The sequence below is a fragment of the Pseudomonas brassicacearum subsp. neoaurantiaca genome, from assembly GCF_013608025.1.
Classification (GTDB): Bacteria; Pseudomonadota; Gammaproteobacteria; order Pseudomonadales; family Pseudomonadaceae; genus Aquipseudomonas.
Genome location: NZ_VDLV01000041.1, coordinates 10,828 through 31,680, shown reverse-complemented (window position 1 = coordinate 31,680; position 20,853 = coordinate 10,828). Strand labels below are relative to the sequence as shown.

General features: G+C 61.3%; 13 protein-coding genes. 8 read left to right on the top strand and 5 right to left on the bottom strand.

The features are described 5' to 3' along the window. Window positions 1-141 precede the first annotated feature (141 nt). Window positions 142-585, bottom strand: a complete 444-nt coding sequence (locus FHK92_RS20395) for an ester cyclase (protein WP_181289657.1) — start codon at window positions 583-585, stop codon at window positions 142-144. A 95-nt stretch (window positions 586-680) separates the two neighbouring features. On the opposite strand from FHK92_RS20395, the gene FHK92_RS20390 reads away from it, so the two are divergent. Continuing rightward, entirely contained in the window at window positions 681-1,592 is a 912-nt protein-coding gene (locus FHK92_RS20390; RefSeq protein ID WP_181289656.1) for a LysR family transcriptional regulator, read from the top strand. Between the two features lie 48 nt (window positions 1,593-1,640). Next, window positions 1,641-2,336 (top strand): tRNA (adenine(22)-N(1))-methyltransferase, encoded by a 696-nt coding sequence (locus tag FHK92_RS20385; RefSeq protein WP_181289655.1) that lies wholly within the window; start codon window positions 1,641-1,643, stop codon window positions 2,334-2,336. Window positions 2,337-2,352: 16 nt separating this feature from the next. Here FHK92_RS20385 and FHK92_RS20380 read toward each other — a convergent pair whose 3' ends face one another. From FHK92_RS20380 to FHK92_RS20370, 3 genes are all read right to left on the bottom strand, one after another. Continuing rightward, window positions 2,353-4,656 carry an Orn/Lys/Arg family decarboxylase gene (locus tag FHK92_RS20380; protein ID WP_181289654.1) on the bottom strand — a complete coding sequence of 768 codons (2,304 nt, stop codon included), beginning with the start codon at window positions 4,654-4,656 and terminating at the stop codon, window positions 2,353-2,355. Next, window positions 4,653-6,062 carry a putrescine-ornithine antiporter gene (gene potE, locus FHK92_RS20375; RefSeq protein ID WP_181289653.1) on the bottom strand — a complete coding sequence of 470 codons (1,410 nt, stop codon included), beginning with the start codon at window positions 6,060-6,062 and terminating at the stop codon, window positions 4,653-4,655. The genes FHK92_RS20380 and potE overlap by 4 nt, the downstream gene beginning before the upstream one ends. 333 nt (window positions 6,063-6,395) lie before the next feature. Continuing rightward, window positions 6,396-7,391: an aldo/keto reductase gene (locus FHK92_RS20370; RefSeq protein ID WP_181289652.1), complete on the bottom strand. Its 996-nt coding sequence runs from the start codon at window positions 7,389-7,391 to the stop codon at window positions 6,396-6,398. Between the two features lie 116 nt (window positions 7,392-7,507). Here FHK92_RS20370 and FHK92_RS20365 point away from each other — a divergent pair, with 116 nt between their 5' ends. The 6 genes from FHK92_RS20365 (at window position 7,508) to FHK92_RS20340 (ending at window position 16,408) form a co-directional block, all read left to right on the top strand. Beyond that, window positions 7,508-8,431, top strand: a complete 924-nt coding sequence (locus tag FHK92_RS20365; RefSeq protein ID WP_181289651.1) for a LysR family transcriptional regulator — start codon at window positions 7,508-7,510, stop codon at window positions 8,429-8,431. A 125-nt stretch (window positions 8,432-8,556) separates the two neighbouring features. Then, window positions 8,557-10,557, top strand: a complete 2,001-nt coding sequence (locus FHK92_RS20360; protein WP_181289650.1) for a M10 family metallopeptidase C-terminal domain-containing protein — start codon at window positions 8,557-8,559, stop codon at window positions 10,555-10,557. A 135-nt stretch (window positions 10,558-10,692) separates the two neighbouring features. Continuing rightward, the gene (locus tag FHK92_RS20355) at window positions 10,693-12,477 is read left to right on the top strand and encodes a type I secretion system permease/ATPase (RefSeq protein ID WP_181289649.1); all 1,785 of its coding nucleotides are present in this window, start codon (window positions 10,693-10,695) and stop codon (window positions 12,475-12,477) included. Continuing rightward, window positions 12,446-13,771, top strand: coding sequence for an HlyD family type I secretion periplasmic adaptor subunit (locus FHK92_RS20350; RefSeq protein ID WP_181289648.1), 1,326 nt, complete (start codon window positions 12,446-12,448; stop codon window positions 13,769-13,771). The genes FHK92_RS20355 and FHK92_RS20350 overlap by 32 nt, the downstream gene beginning before the upstream one ends. A 2-nt stretch (window positions 13,772-13,773) precedes the next feature. Beyond that, the gene (locus tag FHK92_RS20345) at window positions 13,774-15,147 is read left to right on the top strand and encodes a TolC family outer membrane protein (RefSeq protein WP_181289647.1); all 1,374 of its coding nucleotides are present in this window, start codon (window positions 13,774-13,776) and stop codon (window positions 15,145-15,147) included. Between the two features lie 541 nt (window positions 15,148-15,688). Next, window positions 15,689-16,408 carry a response regulator transcription factor gene (locus tag FHK92_RS20340; protein WP_181289646.1) on the top strand — a complete coding sequence of 240 codons (720 nt, stop codon included), beginning with the start codon at window positions 15,689-15,691 and terminating at the stop codon, window positions 16,406-16,408. Between the two features lie 86 nt (window positions 16,409-16,494). Here the strand turns inward: FHK92_RS20340 and FHK92_RS20335 are convergent, their stop codons facing one another. Beyond that, window positions 16,495-20,673, bottom strand: coding sequence for a DUF5801 repeats-in-toxin domain-containing protein (locus FHK92_RS20335; protein WP_181289645.1), 4,179 nt, complete (start codon window positions 20,671-20,673; stop codon window positions 16,495-16,497). Between the last annotated feature and the right edge of the window lie 180 nt (window positions 20,674-20,853).

Sequence of the window (20,853 nt, the reverse complement as noted above, 5' to 3'; positions counted from 1 at the left end):
CTAAAACTGGCGAAAGTGCAGCTCAGATACACCGCACGCGCCGGTTCACGACTGCTTCGCCACCGAGCGGGAGCAAGCTCCCTCGCCACAGGTCCATCGTTTTTCTTAAGTGAGCAGCATGACTTCCTAACCTGTGCGTTATCAGGCTTGTGCAGGAAATTGGCCGAGTTGGAGGAACAGGCCGAACCAGTCTTCCATGTGCCAGGTCGTGGTCAGCTTGGCGTTATCCAGCACGTGGAATTCATGGATGCGGAAAGCGACCTTCGTGCCGGTGGCCGCGATGCCGAAAAGCTCGCCTTGATGGGTCCCGGTAATTTCCGCGCGCACGCCGATTTTTCCGGGTTCCTGGACCATGTCGTGGACGATGATCCGGACATCCGGGAAGGCTTGGACGAAGTTGCGGATGATTGGCTTGATGCCTTCAGGGCCAGGCACCTGGCCGGGGGCGAGGGGAATGTCATCCCACTCGGGCGAGAGCACTTCGTCTACCAGATCGGGGTTCTGTTCGTTGAAGGCCCGATAGAGTGTCTCGACGGCTGCGCGTTCACGCTTCAATTGTTCAGTCAGATCAGGATTCGCTTGCATGATGTTCTCGCGGCGGTTGGGTTCGATGGCGAAATTCTCCGGTCGCGGGCTACAATCCGTCTAACAAATAAACGATATAGATGATTATTTGATTTATGGATTTTCACGGCATCGATCTGAATCTGCTCGTGGCGTTCGATGCGCTGATGAGCGAGCGCAATGTCACGCGCGCGGCCGCTCGGGTAGGCGTGAGTCAACCGGCAATGAGCGCCGCCCTGGGTCGGCTGCGCACGCTCTTGGGCGATTCGCTTTTCGCCCGCAGCGCCGATGGCCTGCTGCCAACGCCGCGGGCCCGTGAATTGGCGGAGCCGATTTCCCAGGCGCTGCGGCAGCTGGAAACAACCTTGATCACCCGGCCGGACTTCGATCCCGATACGGCCTCAATGGTCTTCAAGCTCGGGTTGTCCGATTACCCGGCCTATGTGCTGTTGCCGGCGTTGATGGAGGCGCTCGCCGAACAGGCACCTGGGGTGTCGCTGAATGTCCATGCGTTCAACGACCGGGACCATGCGGTGGATATGCTCGACGCCGGCATGATCGACGCCGCCATCGGCGTGCCGCCTACCCACGCCGATGCCAGGATTCTCGGGCGTACGCTGCTCACGGACGAGTTCGTGACCATCGTCGCCAATGATCATCCGGTCGCACGACGTGGCATGACCCTGCAAGCGTATCTGTCGCTGCGCCACGTCCTGGTTTCTCCGGAAGGCGAACTGCACGGCGTCGTGGATCATGCACTGGCGCAACTGGGTGAGCGGCGGGCGCTGGCGTTGACCCTGCCGCAGATGTTTGCCGTTCCCACGCTGATTGCTCGCACCCGTTTTACGGCGACGGTCTTGAAGCGGGTGGCGACAGGCGCGTCGGGCAGCAGCAAGTTGGTGATGTTTCCTCCACCCGTTGCGCTGCCGCACATGCAATTCGACCTGATCTGGCACAGGCGCAGCGACACGCATCCGGCGCAGCGGTGGTTCCGGGAGCTGATTGCGTCTGTCGCAGATACAGTGTGAAACCTCGCCCGGGCAAAGCCCCAAAATGATGAAAGAGGAACGGGACGTTTGAACGAACAGACATTGTCCATGCGCCTGGAGCGTGTGGCGGAGCTGGTGCCGACCGGGGCGCGCCTGGCCGATATCGGCTCGGACCATGGCTACTTGCCGGTGGCGCTCATCAACCGTGGCGTGATCACGGCAGCGGTGGCAGGAGAGGTGGCATTGACGCCGTTCCGTTCGGCCGAGCGCACCGTGCGCGAAAGCGGCCTGGAAGAGCAGATTACCGTGCGCCTGGCCAACGGCCTGGCGGCGATCGAGCCGGCAGACGGTATTACGGCAATCAGCCTGTGCGGCATGGGTGGCGAGACGATTCGCGACATTCTCGACGGCGGCAAGGCCCGCCTCAGTGGCCGGGAACGCCTGATCCTGCAGCCCAACGGCGGCGAACAACCCCTTCGTCAATGGTTGATGGACAACGGCTACCGCATCCTGCATGAGGACGTGCTGCGGGAGAACCGCTTCTACTACGAAATCATCGTCGCCGAGCCCGACGGACCCGTGAAGTACAGCGCCGAGGAGCTGTACTTCGGACCGTTGCAACTGCAAACCCGCAGCCCGGTATTCCTGGCGAAGTGGCAACGCCTGCTGCGCCTGAAGCAGAAAACCCTGGCGAACTTTGCCCGCGCGCAGCAAGCAGTGCCCGAGGAAAAGACGCAGGAGATTGCCCGGCAGGTCCGCTGGATCAGCGAACTGCTGGCCTAGGCCGGCGGGATTGATCTCACTGTTGCGGCGAGCCTTGTTTCAACACCAGCATCCGATACGTACCCGAATCGTTTTCAATCCCGTGGGTGTCATGGGTGAACCCCGGGAATGACCGGTCGAAAGCCTCCAGCGCCTTGAGGTAGCTCAGCACTGGCCCGTCCACGGCACCGGCATTTTCTCCGGGCATCAACAGGGGAATCCCCGGCGGATAGGGCACGATCCCCGTTGCCGCGATCCTGCCAGCGGCCTCGTCGAGGGTGACCAGTTCGATCTCGTTCCGGACCAGTTTTTCGTACGCCTGCACCGGGCTGAACTGTGCCTTGGGCAGCGTACCGAACGCCTTGGCCATCGCCGCGGTGGTCTTGATTTTTTTCATGGCGGTGAAGATTTCTTCCGCCAGGTCCTTCAGGCCCATCCCCGCGTAGCGTTGCTGGTTGGCGCTCAACAGGTCGGGCAGGCACAACTCCAGTTCCAGGTTGGCATCGTAGTCACGCTTGAAGTCGAGCAGGGCGTTGACCAATGTGCCCCATTTGCCTTTGGTGATGCCGATGGAAAACAGGAACAGGATGGTGAAGTCCGTGGTTTTCTCCACCACGATGCCCTGGGTGCCCAGGTAGGCGCTGAGTACATACGCAGGAATACCGAAATCCAGCAGGTTGCCGTCATCGCCCATCCCGGGGGTGAGGATCGAGACCTTGATCGGATCGAGCATGCAATAGCCGTCCTCGATGTCACCGAAGCCGTGCCAGGTCTCATTCGGGTGCAGCACCCAGCAACTCGGGTCGGCCCTGAGCCTCGCCGGGTCGACCTTGTGAAACGGCAGCGGCTGTCCATCCACTTTTATCGACGGAGGCTGCCAGCAGGAGAAGAACCAATCGTCCTGGCTGTGCATCTCGCTCTGCATGTGGGAAATGACCTGGCGGAAGGCGACGGCTTCCTCGATCGATTCGCTGGTGAGGATCTGTCCGCTGGGCGCCTCCATCATCGCCGAGCTGACGTCGCAGGAGGCCATGATGGCGTAGTTCGGTGAGGTCGAGGCGTGCATCATGAACGACTCGTTGAAACGCCCGTGGGGAATCGGGTTGCGGCCGTTGCGCACATGAATCATCGAGGCCTGGGACAGCGCGGCCAGCAATTTATGGGTGGACTGGGTGGCGAACACGGTCGGTTTCGACGGGTCGTGGTCGTCCGGGCTGCCGTGCATGGCAAAGCGATCCTTGTACAACGGATTGAACCGCGCGTAGCCGTACCAGGCCTCGTCGAAATGCAGGCGATCGACGCTTTCGCCCAGCAATTGCTCGACGCGCGTCACGTTGTAGGTCAGGCCGTCGTAAGTGGAGTTGGTGATGATCGCGTGCACTGGCGTCGGGTCGATGTGGCTCCTGACCAGCGGATTGCTCGCAATGGCCGCCTTCACGCCTTCGGCGCTCAAGGTCTGCGGCAGGATCGGGCCGATGATGCCGTAGCGGTTGCGGGTCGGCACCAGGTAGGTCGGAATCGCGCCGGACAGCGTCATCGCATGTTCGGCAGACTTGTGGCAGTTGCGATCGCACAAGGCGATCTGGTCGCGTGTCACGCTGGCCATCAGGATGACGCGGTTGGACATCGATGAGCCGTTGGTCACGTAGTAGGTGCGATGGGCGCCAAACACCTTGGCGGCATAACGCTCGCCCTGGCCGATGGGGCCGCTGTGGTCGAGCAGTGAGCCCAGTTCGCCGACGGAGATCGACAGGTCCGAGCGCAGCAGGTTTTCCCCAAAGAATTCATAGAATGCCCGGCCAGCGGTGCTCTTCAAGAACGCCGTGCCGCCTGCATGGCCCGGTGTGTGCCATGAGTATTCGTAGCTGCGGGCGAACTTCAGCAGGGCACCGAACATTGGCGGTAGCACCGCCTGGCGATACCGTTCGATGGCCGCCAGGATACGTCCGCTCAGGAAGCGGCTGGTGTCTTCAGGCAGCCAGATGAAATCGTCGGCGTGTTGCATGACGATCAGCGGCACGTTGGATGCGGTACTGCGGTCGCTGATCAGAAACACCGGCACGCGGGTGTTGCGCTCGCGCAGCGCCGTCAGCAGGTCTATGCATTCGCGGTGGTCGTCGCTGGTGTCCATTTCCCAACTGACCAGCACGCACTGGATCGCCGGGTCGGAGCTGAGGATCGACTTGGCGTCGCTCAGGGTTTCCGAGGTCAGCACGTTGACGGAGCGTTCCTCCACGTCGCTGATCAACTGGAGCAGGGCCCGCCCGAACACGCTGCGCTTGTCGGGTGCGTTGGAGACGAGCAGGGCGAGCATGCCCAATAGATTTCGATGTTCCGTCATGGCAGTGCCTCCAGGTTAGCCGGCTTCAAGTGGTTGACGGGAATCGCCTCGCCAACGATGTGCTGCGCCGCGACGGTCTGGGTCGGTACGCTGTTGTTCATGGCTTCCAAGCGAATCAGGCGGGTGTTGACGTAGCCGAACAGCGTGTAGCCGACGATGACCGCCACGCCGCCAAGCATCAACGCTTGTTCGCCCGAGCTGTAGAGCGCCAGGTAGCTGTAGGCCGCGGCAATGCCCGCGACGATGTTGGTCATCAGGGCCTTGTTCGCTGGCACATTGGAAACCTTTTGCAAGGTCACCAGTGTCGCCATGGAAAGAATGTACGGCACCAGGTTGGTGACCACGGCGAGGTTCACCAACGTATCGAATTGCTTGGCCAGGTCGGGGCTGATGGTCAGCAGCGCCATCGCCGTCTGCATCGCCAGCAGGATCAGCATGCTGATGATCGGCACGCCGTGCTTGTTGGCCTTGGCGAAGATCGGCAGGAAATAACCGGTATCCGCCGAACTCTTGAAAACCTGGGCGACGGTGAACTGCCAGCCCAGGAGCGAGCCAACGCACGCCAGCACCATCAGGCCCATGACGATGTCGCCCACCAAAGGCGTGAACATTTTGGCGAACACCAGGCCGAACGGTGCGGTGGAGGAGACCAGCTCGGCGTTGTCGACGATGCCGGCGATGACGTTGGTTGAAACGATGTAGATCACGGCGGCGCCGAGCGTCCCGCCCAGGACGGCGATCGGCACGTTCTTCTCGGGATTTTCCACCGCGTCACCGTTGGCGCACGCCGACTCCAGCCCGAGGAACGCCCAGAGGGTGATCGCCACCGAAGCGCCGGCCGCTTCGTACCAGGTCTTGTCGTGGGGGTTCCACCCGGCCGCGTAGACGCTGCTGTCGAACCAGAACCAACCGACGGTCGAGACCAATACCACCGGGGCAATCACGCCCCATACGGTAACGGCGCCGATCTTGCCGGTAATGCGTGCGCCACCGAAATTGGCGAAGGTGGTCAGCCACAACAGCGCGATGGTGGCCAGGCCAACCTGGACCGAGTCGAGCTTTATTCCGAACAGCGTCTGGATGTAGCCGACGGCGGTGATGCTGATCGCCACGTTGGCAATCAGCAGCGAAAGGCCGTAGGTGTAGTTGGTGATGTAGTTGCCGGATTTGCCGAACGTGTACTCGGCGTATCCACCCATGCCGCCGGTCTTGCGACTGAGCATGCCGCAACGGGCGAACGCATAGGCCAGTGCCAGCGAGCCCGTGGCGGTGATGAGCCAGGAGAGGATCGAGATACCACCGACTTCGGCGAGTTTGGTGGGTAACAGGACAATGCCGGATCCCAGCATGTTGACGGCGGTCAGCATGGTCAGCTGCCCCACGCTCATTTTCTTGGCGGCTGACATTCCCTTGCCTCACAGACTTGAAGTGACCGGTTAAGTCATAGCAGAGGAATCTCAGTAAGCAAGAATGAGTCGTATCAGGATCTGGCTCTCGTTAGCGCTCAGGGATGAACTCGATGTAGCTAAGCATCCCGTGGCGAGGGTAATGCGGGTCACTTAAGGAAAACTATGGCCCCGTGGCGAGGGAGCTTGCTCCCGCTCGGCTGCGAAGCGGCCGTAAACCGGCGAATGCGATGTATCTGAAGCTCCGCATTCGGCTGTTTTAGGGCCGCTTCGCGACCCAGCGGGAGCAAGCTCCCTCGCCACAGGTTGGGAGGTCCCCCGGGTCTGCGTGGATCAGCCGTCAAGCAAGGTCATCACCTCGGCACTGTAGCGTTCGCCGGCCACGGCGCCATGAGGACTGAAAATGGCATCCAAGTGATTCAGGTCATCGTCGCTCAGGAAAACGCTGGCGGCGGCGACGTTGCTTTCCAGGTACCGACGCTGCTTGGTGCCCGGGATCGGGATGACGTTGTTTCCCTGGGCCAGGACCCAACCCAAGGCCAGTTGCGCGGCGCTGATTTGCTTCTTCTCGGCCATGGCCCGGACGCGTTCGACCAGCTCAAGGTTGCGATAGAAATTGTCAGCCTGGAAACGCGGGTTGAAGCGGCGGTAGTCGTCGGCGGCGAAGTCATCCGGCGTCTTCAGTTCTCCGGTGAGAAAACCACGTCCCAAAGGGCTGTAGGCAACGAAGGCGATCCCCAGGCGCCGACAGGTGTCGAGCACGCCGTTGTGTTCCGGCTCCCTGGACCACAGCGAATATTCGCTTTGCACCGCCGCCAACGGATGCACGGCGTGGGCTCGCTGGATGGTCTCGGCGCTGGCTTCGGAAATGCCGATTTGGCGGACCTTGCCTGCCTTGACCAGCTCAGCCATGGCGCCGATCGTTTCCTCGACCGGCACCTGCGGGTCGATGCGGTGCTGGTAGTACAGATCGAGGTAATCGGTGCCGAGGCGCTTCAGGCTGCCTTCGATGGATTGGCGGACGTACTCGGGATGCCCATTGACGCCCCGAGCGTGGGGATCATCGCTGCGCACCAGGCCGAACTTGCTCGCCAGATAGATGCCTTCACGTTTGCCGCGTAGGGCGCGTCCGAGCAGTTCTTCGTTGGTGTGCGGTCCGTACATGTCCGCTGTGTCGAACAGCGTCACGCCCAGCTCCACGGCGCGGTGGAGGGTGGCGATGGATTCTCGCTCGTCGGTACCGGTGGTGTAGAAATCCGACATGCCCATGCAGCCCAGGCCGATCGCGCTGACGTGTGGGCCCTGATGGCCGAGTTGGCGGGTAATCATGATGATTTGACTCCTTGTGAATGAACGACCAGCACAGTCTCAAGCAAGGGAGTTTCTGGATAAACCCGGGATTTTTGGTTTAACTATTCGGGATTTCTAAATAGTTGAGGGTGTCGATGGACCGATTACAGGCAATGCAGGTGTTCCGACGCATCGTCGAGCTGGGCGGGTTTGGCAAGGCGGCCGACGATCTGGGGCTGCCTCGCGCCACCGTCAGCCTGTTGATCCAGCAACTGGAAAGCCACTTGGGCGTGCAACTGTTGCAGCGCACCACGCGGCAAGTGCGCGCCACCCTTGATGGCGAAGCCTATTACCAGCGCTGCGGTCAGTTGCTGGATGAACTGGACGACCTCGAAGCCTCACTTTCGGCACAACGGAGCCAGCCCCGTGGCACGTTGCGCGTAGACATGCCCATCGCTTTTGGCTGCACCTGGATCGTGCCGAACCTGCCGGACTTTTATCGACGTTATCCGCAGCTCCAACTGGACATCGGTTTCCACGACCGGCAAGTGCACCTGCAACGCGAGGGCGTCGATTGCGCCATCCGCGCCGGGAATATCACGGATCAGGCGCTGGTGGCGCGACCGGTCGTGCGGTTGCACCAGGTGACGTGTGCCAGCCCCGGCTACCTGGCTCATTCGGGCACGCCCCGGTGGTTGGAAGAACTGTCGGCCCATAGCGCGATCGCCTTTGCTTCCGGCAATGGGCGGTTCTTCCCGTTCGAATTCGAGGTGGCGGGGCGGGTTCGCGAGTTGCAGCTGCCGGGGGATCTGATCCTCAACAACGCCGATGCCTATGTGGCGGCATGTGAAGCGGGCTTCGGCTTGATCCAGGCGCCGCGTTACCACGTCCAGCAGCAATTGGCCGAGGGGCGCCTGGTGCAAGTGCTGAGCGACCATCCCGTGCCGTCCTGGCCGATTTCGGTGGTCTATCCACCCCATAGGCAGCTGTCGCCCAGGGTGCGGGTGTTTATCGATTGGGTGATCGAATTGCTGCATGGCGTGGCGGACCAGCAAGGCGAGCTGATGGAGAAAGTGTGAGGCCAGGAAAGGGCCATGATGCTGCGTCCCATCGATAGGATCCAAAACTGGCGAAGCTGGCGTGAGGGGCTATTTTGTAGGGTGCGAAATTTTCTGGAGTTTCCCATCGACACATGAGGCTCAGCATGGACAACGCAGACAGCAACGCAGGATTGACGCCGCGAGCGGGCACCGGGAAGACCTTCGTAGACCTGGACGGCTATAACGACACCAGCGAAATCGCCGTAGCCCCGGATGGCAAGATATGGCTGGCGGGTATGACAGGGGTTGATAAGGGCTGGGAATACGAAGGCTACCGGACCTCACTGATTCGCTTCAACGCCGACGGCACCCTCGATACGACCTTCAGCGGCGACGGCAAGGTGCAGCTTCCTCACGATTTTTTCCCGGGGGAAGGCTACAGTGCCGCCGTGCAGCCGGACGGAAAATATTTGCTGGTCTATCCGCAATTCACGTCCGGCATCACCATGATTCGGATCAATACCGACGGCACGTTGGACCAAGGGTTTGGTGTCAACGGCAAAGCCATCGTGCCGATGGCGTGGGGTGATTATGCCAGCGCCAGGGTACAGCCTGACGGCAAGATCCTCGTGTCGAATCATGACAGCTACGAAAATCTGTTTTCGGTCAGTCGCCTCAATGCCGACGGGACGGTTGACTCGACCTTCAATGACGGCAACGCCATCGAATTCAACATCCCGAACATAGGCGCGCTGGAGGGATACGGATTCACCCTGCAAGCGGATGGCAAGTTGCTGGTGCCGGGTTACAACGGCGAAATGGTGGTCGCGCGCTTGAATGCCGACGGGAGCCTGGACAGCAGTTTCGGCACGGACGGCCTGGTCGATACCCAGGTAGCGGGTCTCGCGGCCTCCGTCACCGTCCAAGCCGATGGCAAGATCCTGTTGGCCGGTGGTGGCGAACAGGATGGCAGCGGTTTTGATTTCAAGATCATCAGGCTGAATCAGGACGGCACCCTGGACACGAGTTTCGGCAATCGCGGCGTAGCCGTGCTCGACCTGACCGGGGATAGAGATATGGCCCGGGACATCACCGTCCTGGCGGACGGAAAGATTCTGGTGGCGGGGCAGAGCACCTATTTCGGCAACCCTGATTTCAGCCTTATCCGGCTTAACCCCGACGGCACGCTCGACGGCACCTTCGGCGCACTTGAGGGCGTGTTGCCGCGTATCGACGGAGGGCAGGGCGATGATGTCCTGTCAGGCACCTATGTCCCGGAACGACTCAGTGGCCACGCCGGCGACGACCTGCTCGACGGCGCGGGGCAACGGGACGTGCTGGAGGGCGGAGCCGGCGCCGATGTCTTTAGGGGCAACATGATCGACGACAGCTATCGCATCGACACCCAGGTCGTGAGTGATCGCATTGCCGACTTCGACGCCAACCTGGATCGCATCGACTTGACGTCGCTGGGGTTCAGCGGGTTTGGCAATGGACTGGACGGAACCCTGGCGGTGCAAGTCAACGAGGCCGGCACGCGAACCTACCTGAAAAGCTTCGAACCGGACTGGCAGGGGCATCGTTTCGAACTGGCCTTGGATGGCGACCTGAGCCAGGCCCTCAATGAGACCAATGTGGTCTTCGCGCCGCACCTGATCCAGGGCACGGAATCGGCCGACCGGCTGCTGGGCTCGGGCGTCGGCGACCAGCTCATCGCCGGGGCTGGCAACGATGTCGTTTCGGGCGGCAATGGGCACGATGTCATCGATGGTGGGCAGGGGCGTGATGTGCTCACTGGCGGCGAAGGTTCGGATGTCTTTCGCTACGACTCCCTGGCGGACAGCTTTCGCACGGCCGACGGCAACTTCCAGGACCGGATCACTGACTTCAATCCGCTCACCGATAAGATCGATGTGTCCGCGTTGGGCTTCACCGAGCTCTGGAGCGGTTACTACACATCGCTGCGGGCGGTGGTCAGCGAAGACGGCCAGCGGACCTACCTGAAAAGCTACAACGCCGATGAAGAAGGACGGCGATTCGAGATCACCCTGGAGGGCAATGTGGCTTCGCAACTGAGCGACAATAACTTCATCTTTGCTTCTGGCGAGGACGCTTCTGCCGAGTTTCAACTCCTGGGCGTAGCGGCTCCGGAGCAATTCGGCTAGACGACCGGCCATCATGTGTCCTGGTCCCCGGTAGTCGCCGGGGACTGGATCCGAAAACATTCTGGCCGATTGCAACACGCCCCTGTTCGGCATGATCTACGCTCCAGAGGAGGGTCACTCGGGCAGGGGGTTTCAATGCGAAGCGCACCTGAAAGCAGTCTGAAGAAAGCGCTGAAAGCCTGCCGGGAGAGTTTCATTTCTGTCGGTTTTTTCAGCCTCTTCATCAACGCGTTGATGCTGGTCCCGACCTTCTACATGCTCCAGGTGTATGGACGCGTGATCACCAGTGGAAGCCTCACGACCCTGGCAATGCTGACGCTGATCATGACCGCCCTGGTGATTACGCTCGGGTCCCTGGAATGGATTCGCTCACGCATCATGGTGCGGGTCAGCACCCGCCTGGATGTGCTGCTCAGTCGCCAGGTCTACAGGGCCAGCTTCAAACGGGCCCTGGACAGTGGCGGGATGGATGCGTCAGCCCAGTCCCTCAATGACTTGACCGGCTTGCGGCAGTTTCTTTCCGCTAACGGGTTGTTCGCGTTTTTCGATGCGCCCTGGCTGCCGATCTATATCGCCGTGATGTTTCTTTTCCATCCCTGGTTTGGCTGGGTGGCGACAGGCAGCGCGCTGTTGCTGCTGGCGCTCGCCGTGCTCAACGAGCGGTTGACGGGGCCGGCGCTGGCCCAGGCCAACAAGGAACACATCGGGGCCACGCTCCACACGACGAAGAATCTGCGCAACGCTGAAGTCATCGAATCCATGGGCATGCTTGAAACCCTGATGGACCGTTGGGGGCGGCGGCAGCGCAACGTCCTGCTCCTGCAATCGTTGGCCAGCGACCGAGGCGCGATCATTAGCACGCTTTCGCGGACCTTCCGGCTCCTGGTGCAATCGCTGGTATTGGGGCTCGGGGCGTACCTGGCAGTGGACCATCAAGTGGGGGCGGGGCTGGTGTTCGCGGGGTCGGTGCTGCTGGGGCGTGCGCTGGCACCCATCGACCTGATCATCGGCAGTTGGAAGGGGTTCATCGCAGCGCGCTCACAATATGGCCGCTTGAATGACGTTCTCGACAAGCTGCAAGCGCAACCCGAGCGCATGTCTCTGCCAGCGCCACAAGGGGATGTCCAGGTCGAAAACCTGGTTGTCGCGGCGCCGGGTTCCAGGACACCGATCATCAAGAACATCAGTTTCAGTGCGCCAGCGGGCTGCACGGTCGGCATCATCGGCCCCAGCGCGGCGGGAAAGTCGACCCTGGCCAGGGCGCTGATCGGCGTGTGGCCGCCGCAACACGGGGTGGTTCGGCTCGATGGCGCCGACATCAGCGCCTGGGACAAACAGGAATTGGGACCCTATATCGGTTACTTGCCCCAGGACATCGAATTGTTCGAAGGCACCGTCGGCGAGAACATCGCCCGGTTCGCCGAGGTCGATTCGGCGAAAGTCATCCTGGCGGCGATGACCGCCGGGGTCCACGAGATGATCCTGCTGCTACCCGACGGCTACGACACTGTCATCGGTAGCGAAGGCATCATGCTCTCGGCCGGGCAACGCCAGCGCATCGGCCTGGCGCGGGCGCTGTATGGAAGCCCGCGACTGATCATCCTCGACGAGCCCAATTCCAATCTGGACGACATCGGTGATCGCGCCCTCGCCGGGGCCGTGCAGCAGCTCAAGCAGACCGGCGCGACGTTGTTCGTCATTACCCACCGGACCAACATCGTGTCGCAGCTTGACCGATTGATGGTGTTGAACGCCGGTGTCATCAGCATCTATGGGCCTCGCGAGCATGTCCTGGCCGAACTCAACGCGCAGCGACAGCAGGCACAGACGCCAGCCGTGCCCGCAACCTCCGGCGTGGCTTCGGTCGATGCCGGCAAGGGTGAATCCGATGAACCCTGTGGTGCCCCGTCGTCAAATTGAAAGCTTCGCCGACCTGCCGATCGCCGACCACAAGATACGCCGCCTCGGTGTGATCATCGTCGGGCTGATCTTTGGTTTGTTCGGCACCTGGGCTGCCGTCGCGCCGCTCGATGGCGCGGCTTACGCGCCAGGTGTCGTCACCGTGCAGGCCTATCGCAAGACTGTCCAGCACCTGGAGGGCGGCATCGTCAAAGCGGTGCTGGCTCATGACGGCGATATCGTCAAACGGGATGATCCGCTGATCATCCTCGACGATGCGCAACTGCGTTTCGAATACGAGATGACCCGAAGCCAATTGATCGCCGCCAAGGCCATGGAAGCAAGGTTGATCGCCGAGCGGGACATGGCCTCGACGGTGGGCTTTGGCGACATTACCGAGCCCGAGAATGTGCGGGGCATGGAAGCGCGCCAGGGCGAACGCCGGGTATTCAGCGCCCGGCAGGGCTCGCGCCTGGGGCAGATCGCCGTGCTGCGAGAGCGCATTGGGCAGTACCGCCAGCAGATCAAGGGCCTGGAATCGATGGTCGGCACCAAGGTCCAGCTGGAGCGATCCTACAGTGGCGAGATCGGCGAGCTGTCCGAACTGCTCAAGCAAGGATTCGTCGACAAGCAGCGCTTGCTTGAGCAGGAGCGCAAGTTGGGACTGTTGCGTTCCGAGGTCGCCGATCATCGCTCGACCATCGACCGCACGCGTCTGCAGATCAACGAGACACAACTGCAGATCCTGCAGATTGACAACGAGTTCAGCGCCGACGTGGTCAAGCAACTGGCCGAGGTGCAGACCAAGATATACGACCTGCAAGAAAAAACCTCGGCGCTGGAAGACCGGCTAAGCCGCGTGATCATCCGCGCGCCAGAGGCGGGGATGGTGATCGATATGACGGTGCACACCATCGGCGGCATCGTGAGGTCAGCGACGCCATTGCTGGACATCGTTCCATCGATTTCCGACCTGGTGATCGATGCCCAGGTTGCGCCGGTGGATATCGATCGCATTGCCATCGGCAAGCGGGCCGACATCCGTTTCGGCGCCTTCGACAGCGCGACCACGCCAGTGATCGAAGGCGAGGTCAGCAGCGTATCGGCCGACCGCATGACCAACGAGAAAACCGGGACGGCCTACTACCTGGCGCGAGTGCGAGTGACCCAGGAGGGCGCGCGGACCCTGGGCCAGCGCAAATTGCTGCCAGGGATGCCGGCGGATGTGTTGATTATCACCGGGCAACGCACGCTGTTGCAGTACCTGATGCAACCGGCTCGCAATGCTCTTTCCCAATCGATGATCGAGGAATGACCATGGTTGCGTCGGCCGTTTTGCTGGGCAGTGTCTGGGTGTTGGCGGTGGGCGTCGCCGTGGCGCAAACCGAGGTCGCGGTGCCCACCGAGGTAAACGCCTCGACGTATTCCACCGACCTCATGCAGCTATATCGCGAAGCGCGGCTTGAGGACCCGCACGTAATCGCCTCCTTCGCGCAGGCAAAGGCGGGAACCGAGCACCAGCGCGAGGCGATGGGCGCACTGTTGCCGCAACTGTCGTTCAATGCCGGTTCGAATCGGATCCACCAGGAAAGCGACTTGGTGCAACGCAGTTTCGACAGCGAGAGCTACGGCCTGGTGTTGCGCCAATACCTCTACAACAAGGCCGCTTGGGAGAACTATCAAAAATTCAAGAGCCTGGCCCGGCAGTCCGAATCGCAAGCGCAGGACACCAAGGCCGAAGCCTCCGTGGAACTGGCCCAGCGCTATTTCACCGCGTTGGCCGCCGAGGACGAATTGGAACTGGTGAGGGCGGAGCGTCGCACCACGCAAAAGAGCCTCGACCGGGTCAATGCGTTGTACGAAAAGCAGTTGGCCTTGATCACCGATCAGCTGGACTTAAAGGCCCGGGTGGATCTGCTTTCAGCGCAGGAACTCGATGCCCGCAACCAGGCCAGCCTCAGCCGCGAGGCGCTGGCGGAGATTGTCGGTCGACCGGTCAAGGAACGGCTCAACCGGGTCCGTAGTGATCGGCAATTGCAGGTGTCGGCGCAGAGCCTGGAGAGCTGGGTTCGCGATGGCATCGCCTTGAATCCGGCGCTCAAGGCCAACGAAAGCGGTGTTGAAGCAGCGGGTGCGGCGCTGCGCAGCGGCAAGGGCGGGCATTATCCGACCCTGAGCCTGAACCTGAGCGCGCAACAGACCAACGAGGGCTACAACAATTCACTGGCCCCTCGTACCGACAGCTACGTCGCCGGAATCGGCCTGCAAGTGCCGTTGTACAGCGGCGGATCGACCTCGGCGCGGGTCCGTGGGCTGTATGAGGATCAGGTGGTCGCCGAGCAGCAGATGGAAGCTGTGCGGCGGCGGGTGGTCAAGGAAATCACCAATGCCTACCTGACTGCCAATTCCAATGGTGAAAAAATCGGTGCGAACCGGTTGGCGCTGGAGTCGGCGCAGCTGTCCAGGGTGGCCGCGGAAAAAGCGCTGAGCTACGGGATGGTCAATTCAGTCGATGTGCTGGCCAGCGTACGCAACGAATTCCGTGCCCGGCGGGATCTGCTCAAGACCCAGTATGATTTTCTCAGCAATGTCCTGACGCTCAACCGCTGGGCAGGCAGACCGCCGGCCGACAGCATTGAAAATGTGAATGGGTGGTTGAGCCCTGGCAGCGCTGGACAGGATTTTCGTTGATCGAAACACCTCCGCGCGCGCCGCTCTCGTTTGGCTGATCCGAGAGGGAGCTGTCGGCGACTTCAAGCGGACGGCATTTTTGCCGTGAAGACGCCTTCGCGAGCAGGCTCGCTCCCACAGGGAAACGGGGGTGATACCGCCAGCAATGCCGATAAATTGACGTCTTCATCGTATTTACCAACGTTGACATGCCGCTCGTCGATTAATTGACGAGCCGGGAACGGTGTAGTCCAGATACCCATTCCCGTTTACCGATGTTATCTCTTTGATTTTCTGGCTAATTCAAAACTTCTATTTAAAGCCTCCTTCCTGCGAGTGCGAAGCCGCGCCAACCGACGTCCAAGCGCGCGACCGGCGTTCCGTTACGCTGGCCTAGACTCAGCCTACGGACTCGAGAGCAACGCATGATCATGTGTAAGTCGTTGATAACTATTCCTGTTTAGATGGTTTCCAATGGTCTTGTTCGGCTTCCTCACACAGGCACATCCGCCGCTGGTTCACAGGACGAACCCCACCGTTTGTTGTTCAGGGGGTTATCAATATGAGACCGGACCACAGAGACCCCATACGCGTGTTGTTGATCGACTGTCGTCCCCTCGTGCTGAGAGGCCTGCACGATCTGATCAATGCCAGAAAGCCCCAAATGGAAGTGAGTGGCCAGGCATCGACGTATACCAACGCTTTGGATCTGGCCGACCAGCTACGGCCCAACGTGATTTTCTTCAGTTTCTTTCCGGACGCACTCAATCCGCTGGAAGTCGTCGCCGGCCTCACCCGCAGCACAGAAATGAAAGTATTGGTTCTCAAGGGACTGTACGAAGCCGTCCCGGTTGCCCAGGCGATCGAGGCGGGTGCGCGAGGCATCGTGCTGGCCGAGGACCCGACCGAGTCGATCATCCGCGCAATCGTCAAGGTTCATCACCGTGACAGCGGGTCGGACAGGGCCTGGGCTGGAGGCCTCTCAGGTTATGCCTCGATCGGCCACGTACCCACCCAGTGCAACCTGGAGCAGGCCAAACAGGCGCGACTGACTCTGCGGGAGAAAGAGCTGATCCGAGCCATCGTCGGCGATCCGTCCGCCAAGTACATCAGCATCGCGGGGCGCCTGGGCATTAGCGAGCATACGGTGCACAACCACCTGAGCAACATCTACCAGAAGCTCGATCTCATCAACCGGATCGACTTGCTGATGTATGCCCTCAAGCATGGGCTGACCCATAACGAGGAGCCGCCCGAGTCCAGTTGGGTGGAGTTGGACTGAGCCGGGTCGGACACGGTGGGGAATACCAAAAACAATGCGGGGATGGTTTCCAGTCCATCCCCGCATTTTTCATGCACGCGTTACGGTCAGGCGGCGCCGAGCACCACGTCGCTACTGAGCAGGTCCACGCCGACCAGCGTAATGGTGGTGATTTGTCCTCCGGTCTCGGCGACCGTCACGATGCTGTCGGCTCCGGCGTTGTCTATCGATTGGACCACCGCCCCCTGATCGCCATCAAGCACCAAGGTATCGCGCAGGTTCTGGCTGACATCGAAGCCGGTGACCTGGTATTTGTTCTCGGTGAATGACAGGTCGATGTTGAAGGCATCGCGTTCGCCGCCTGTGCCCGCCAGCGTGTAGTTGAAGAGCGCGTTGGCGGGGTTGTCGGCAAACAGGTTGGCATCGAAGGCGCTTGTTGCCGTGTCGCCGTCCTTGTCCGTCAGTGTCGCGTTGAAGCTCAACTGGACATCGCTGGCCAGGTTCTCGGTTTCCTGGATGAACTGGATCACCGGGATCTTGATCGCGCCACGGCCCATCGTGAGCTGGACAGCGTCGATCATCGCCGTGCCCTCGCGCTCGATGTCGAAGGACACCTGTCCGCCAGTCTCTGGCGTCAGGGTGTTCACTTCGATGAGGTTGGAGTAGGTACCGTCCTCATAGTAGATCCGGAAATACAGGTCTTCGGTCGCGGTGTTATAGCCGGCGACGGAGTTGTCGATGAAGATCTTCATGCCCGAGACCAGGCTTTCCGGGTTGATCACGAAGCTCTCATCGGCGGCGCCGATGGCGGCCAGGTTGTCGCCCTGGAGCAGGTTGTTGGCGACGCCGATACCGGAGGTGCTGACGTTCATGGCCGCTGGGTCGATGTATGACGGCAATGGCGTGGTTTGCAAGGCGGCTTCGGTGGGGTCGGCGAGTCCGACGCCGATGCCGGCGAGGATGTCCGTCGGCGAGGCGAGGGCTTTCGCCGAGAAGAACACGATTTCCTCGGAGGCTGAAGGAATGGCCGGGTTATTGGTTTCCGGAATCAGCAAGGTGCGCACTGAATCCGGGCCACCGGCACCGAGGGCGCCGTCCGCGCTGCTGCGCACGATGGTCGAACTGAACCCCTGCACCAAGTCCAACGCATAGCTGCCATTGGCGTAGGCGGTGAGCGTGTAGTCGACCGTGGTGTCCGCAGTGGCGGCATTGTTGTCGAAGTCACCGGTCAGCGTGCCCGCGAAGTGGTAGGCGCCGTTGCCGTCCGGGGAAGGCGCCTGTTCGGTGAGCGTACCGGTTCCGGTGGTGGTCGTATCGTCGGGCCTGACCAGGGTGAACTGGCCGTTCACCAGGGAAATGTCCAGGCCGGCGGCATCGAGTCCATCAGCACCGGCGGACTGGTTCCAGAAGCCGTATTGCGGCAGGACGCTTCCCGTGCCGATCAAATTGCCGAACGCGACGGAAGGACCGTCGTCCTCGAATACCAGGTTCTGGCCGATGTTCAGTGTCGCCTGGGCGCTATCACCGTCCTTGTCGGTCTTGATCGCCGTGAGTGTGACCAGGCTGTCCGACGAGAGGCTTTTAGGGTCATCGGGGTTGGTCGCGTCGGGATGTACCATCGCCCGGATCTGATCCAGCGCGACGTCGCCATTAGCGGCGACGCTGACCGTGAACACCAGCAGATTGGTGGTAGCCGTACGACCTTCCACGACGTTGCCGTTGAGCGACAGGTTGACCGCTTCGCCGGTGGCCGTGTCGGTCATGCCGGAAGGTCCCGCCACCACGCCCAAGGCGTAGGTCAGCGTACCGGCACCGTCAGCGCCATACGCCGAGAGGAAATTGGCGGCGAAGTTCTGCGTGGCGTTGGTCGCCAAGACGGTCTCGTCTACCGTCAGCGTTGGTTCCGAACCTGTGGTGCTGACGCTGGGACCGTCATCCTTGAACGAGAGGTTCTGGCCGATGTTGAGCGTCGTCTGGGCGCTGTCGCCGTCCTTGTCGGTGACGGTCGCGGTCAGCGTGACCAGGTTATCCGAGGTCAAGGTCTTGGCATCGTCGGGATTGCTGGTGTTGGGGTGCACGACCGCCCGGATCTGATCCAGCGTGACGTCACCGTTGGTGGCGACGCTGACGGTGAACACCAGGGCGTTGGTGGTGGCGGTGCGACCTTCCACTACCGTGCCGTTGAGCGAGAGGTTCACTGCCTCGCCGGTGGCCGTGTCCGTCAGCCCGGAAGCGCCGGCCACCACGCCCAAGGCATAGGTGAGCGTGCCGGCACCGTCGGCGCCGTAGGATGGATTGAAATTGGCGGCGTAGTTCTGGGTGGCATCAGTCGCCAGGACCGTCTCGTCCACCGTCAGCGTTGGCTCCGTACCCGTCGTATTCACGCTGGGACCGTCGTCTTTGAACGAAAGATTCTGGCCGATGTTGAGCGTCGCCTGGACGCTGTCGCCATCGCGGTCGGTCTTGGTCGCCGTGAGTTTGACCAGGTCGTCGGAGGTCAGTGTCTTGGCGTCGTCAGGATTGGTGGTATCGGGATGTACCACGGCCCGGAGTTGGTCCAGCGTGACATCGCCATTGCTGGCGACGCTGACGGTGAATACCAGCGCGTTCGTGGTGGCTGTGCGACCTTCCACCACGGTGCCATTAAGCGACAGGTTGACTGCCTCGCCGGTGGCCGTGTCCGTCAAGCCAGAAGCGCCCGCTACTACACTCAGGGCGTAGGTCAGTGTGCCAGCGCCGTCAGCGCCGTACGCGGAGACGAAGTTGGCGGCAAAGCTCTGCGTGGCGTTGGTGGCCAGGACGGTCTCGTCCACCGTCAGCGTGGGCTCTGTTCCGGTGGTGCTGATGCTTGGCCCATCGTCTTCGAAGATGATCTTCGAGCCGATTTCGGTTTTAGCCACCGACGCCTGGACCAACGTAAAGCCACCGATATCGAAGTCGGCGTGGTTATTGCCCTTGGCATCGACCGCCGCGCCGTTTTCGATCAATACCCGATTGTGGTCTGCCGTCGTGGTGTATTCGATCTGGTAGCCGGCCTGGACCCCGGTAATGGTCGCGACCCCGGAGTTGAAGCTGATGACAATGCCTGCGTCGTTGGCCGTACCGTCGGAGTTCTCGACGACCACGCCAGTGGCGATGTTGATCACGCGCACGTTGGTGATCGCCACCGACGCATCACCGACATAGCCGTTGACGAAATTCGTTCCCGACTCAGCCGCGGTGCTGAAGGCGCTGATCTTGACCACCGCGGTCTTGCCACTTTGCAACTGCACCACGTCGAAGTTGGCCATCTTGGTATCGAAGACATCGGTGAAATCGATATTCGACTCCACATCCGCTTCGGTCTGGTCGAGGTTGGGGATGGTCATGTCCTGCCGGGCACCGGTGACGAACGAGTAACGAATCCCTTCTTGCTCGACGATCATCTGGTTATTGGTGCCGAACGTGGTCGGCCCGCCGGCCTGGCTGGTGTTGATGGTGTCGCCGGTATTGATATTAACGCCGGTGGACTGGTCGGCCGGGTTCTTGCCGGTGGCAATGATGGTGGGTTCGGTGATCCGCAGCACGCCGTCGACCAGCTCGGTCGTCGGGTTCGCCGTGGTGAACATCAGGAACAGGTTCTGGCCGGAAGGGGCGTTGGCGAGGCTGAACTCCAAGTCCTGGCTGGCACCGACGAAGACTTTGTCGAGCAGATTGACCGCGTCGTCAGGGTTGGTGGTGTCCGGTTGCGCCAGCGGTTGGTAAAGCACGGTCCAGATCTTGCCGCCGGTGGCGGTTTCGTCGATATAGGCGGCGAAGACGATTGCACCGCTTGGTCCGCCGGCCCGACCGAGGACAATGTTGTCGTTGGTATCGGTGTACAACAGGATATTGGCGCCGCTGAGCGTATCCAGCCCACTGTCGAGGCCATTGAGAGCCGCGCCATCGCTGCCGACGAAGCTGATACCGGTGACCACGGCTCCGGGGGCGGCGTTAAGGGTGAAGGCATCGCTGCCGGTGTTGCCTACCGCGCCGGTATAGCCACTCAGGGCCGCGCCAGTCGCCGTACCGGCGCCCAGTGCGGTCAGGCGACTGGTAAAGGTCGAGGGCAGGGAAGCCACTAGGATATCGTTGTCGTCGGCGTCACCTGCCGGGGCGGGCGTGGCGGTGGCGTTCTGCAGGTTGGCGGTTTCGTCCAGTGTTACGTTCACGCCGGTTGCCACGACGCCCAAGTCGTCGGTGGCGCTTGCCGCGTCTAGCGAGGTCGGATCACTCAGCAGTGATGAGTCTTGCTCGCGAATAGTCATGACTTTCTCCAGAGCATGCGGTCATCAAGGCCTGACCGTTGACCATTGATCGCAACTATGGATAAGCACGGGGTGATTGCGCATCGGCTGATACTCCCAAGCGGTGCAGGAGTTTCGGACTAGGACGGTACAGGGAGTTGCCATCCGGGCCAGGAGGCCCGCGGTCGTGAAAATGTCGGA

What these genes read in the sequence shown, in the direction of transcription:
- FHK92_RS20360 (WP_181289650.1), top strand. Translation starts at nt 8,557, where the DNA reads ATGGACAACGCAGACAGCAACGCAGGATTGACGCCGCGAGCGGGCACC.
- FHK92_RS20350 (WP_181289648.1), top strand. Translation starts at nt 12,446, where the DNA reads ATGAACCCTGTGGTGCCCCGTCGTCAAATTGAAAGCTTCGCCGACCTG.
- FHK92_RS20355 (WP_181289649.1), top strand. Translation starts at nt 10,693, where the DNA reads ATGCGAAGCGCACCTGAAAGCAGTCTGAAGAAAGCGCTGAAAGCCTGC.
- FHK92_RS20365 (WP_181289651.1), top strand. Translation starts at nt 7,508, where the DNA reads ATGGACCGATTACAGGCAATGCAGGTGTTCCGACGCATCGTCGAGCTG.
- FHK92_RS20340 (WP_181289646.1), top strand. Translation starts at nt 15,689, where the DNA reads ATGAGACCGGACCACAGAGACCCCATACGCGTGTTGTTGATCGACTGT.
- FHK92_RS20335 (WP_181289645.1), bottom strand. Translation starts at nt 20,673, where the DNA reads ATGACTATTCGCGAGCAAGACTCATCACTGCTGAGTGATCCGACCTCG.
- FHK92_RS20395 (WP_181289657.1), bottom strand. Translation starts at nt 585, where the DNA reads ATGCAAGCGAATCCTGATCTGACTGAACAATTGAAGCGTGAACGCGCA.
- FHK92_RS20390 (WP_181289656.1), top strand. Translation starts at nt 681, where the DNA reads ATGGATTTTCACGGCATCGATCTGAATCTGCTCGTGGCGTTCGATGCG.
- potE (WP_181289653.1), bottom strand. Translation starts at nt 6,062, where the DNA reads ATGTCAGCCGCCAAGAAAATGAGCGTGGGGCAGCTGACCATGCTGACC.
- FHK92_RS20380 (WP_181289654.1), bottom strand. Translation starts at nt 4,656, where the DNA reads ATGACGGAACATCGAAATCTATTGGGCATGCTCGCCCTGCTCGTCTCC.
- FHK92_RS20345 (WP_181289647.1), top strand. Translation starts at nt 13,774, where the DNA reads ATGGTTGCGTCGGCCGTTTTGCTGGGCAGTGTCTGGGTGTTGGCGGTG.
- FHK92_RS20370 (WP_181289652.1), bottom strand. Translation starts at nt 7,391, where the DNA reads ATGATTACCCGCCAACTCGGCCATCAGGGCCCACACGTCAGCGCGATC.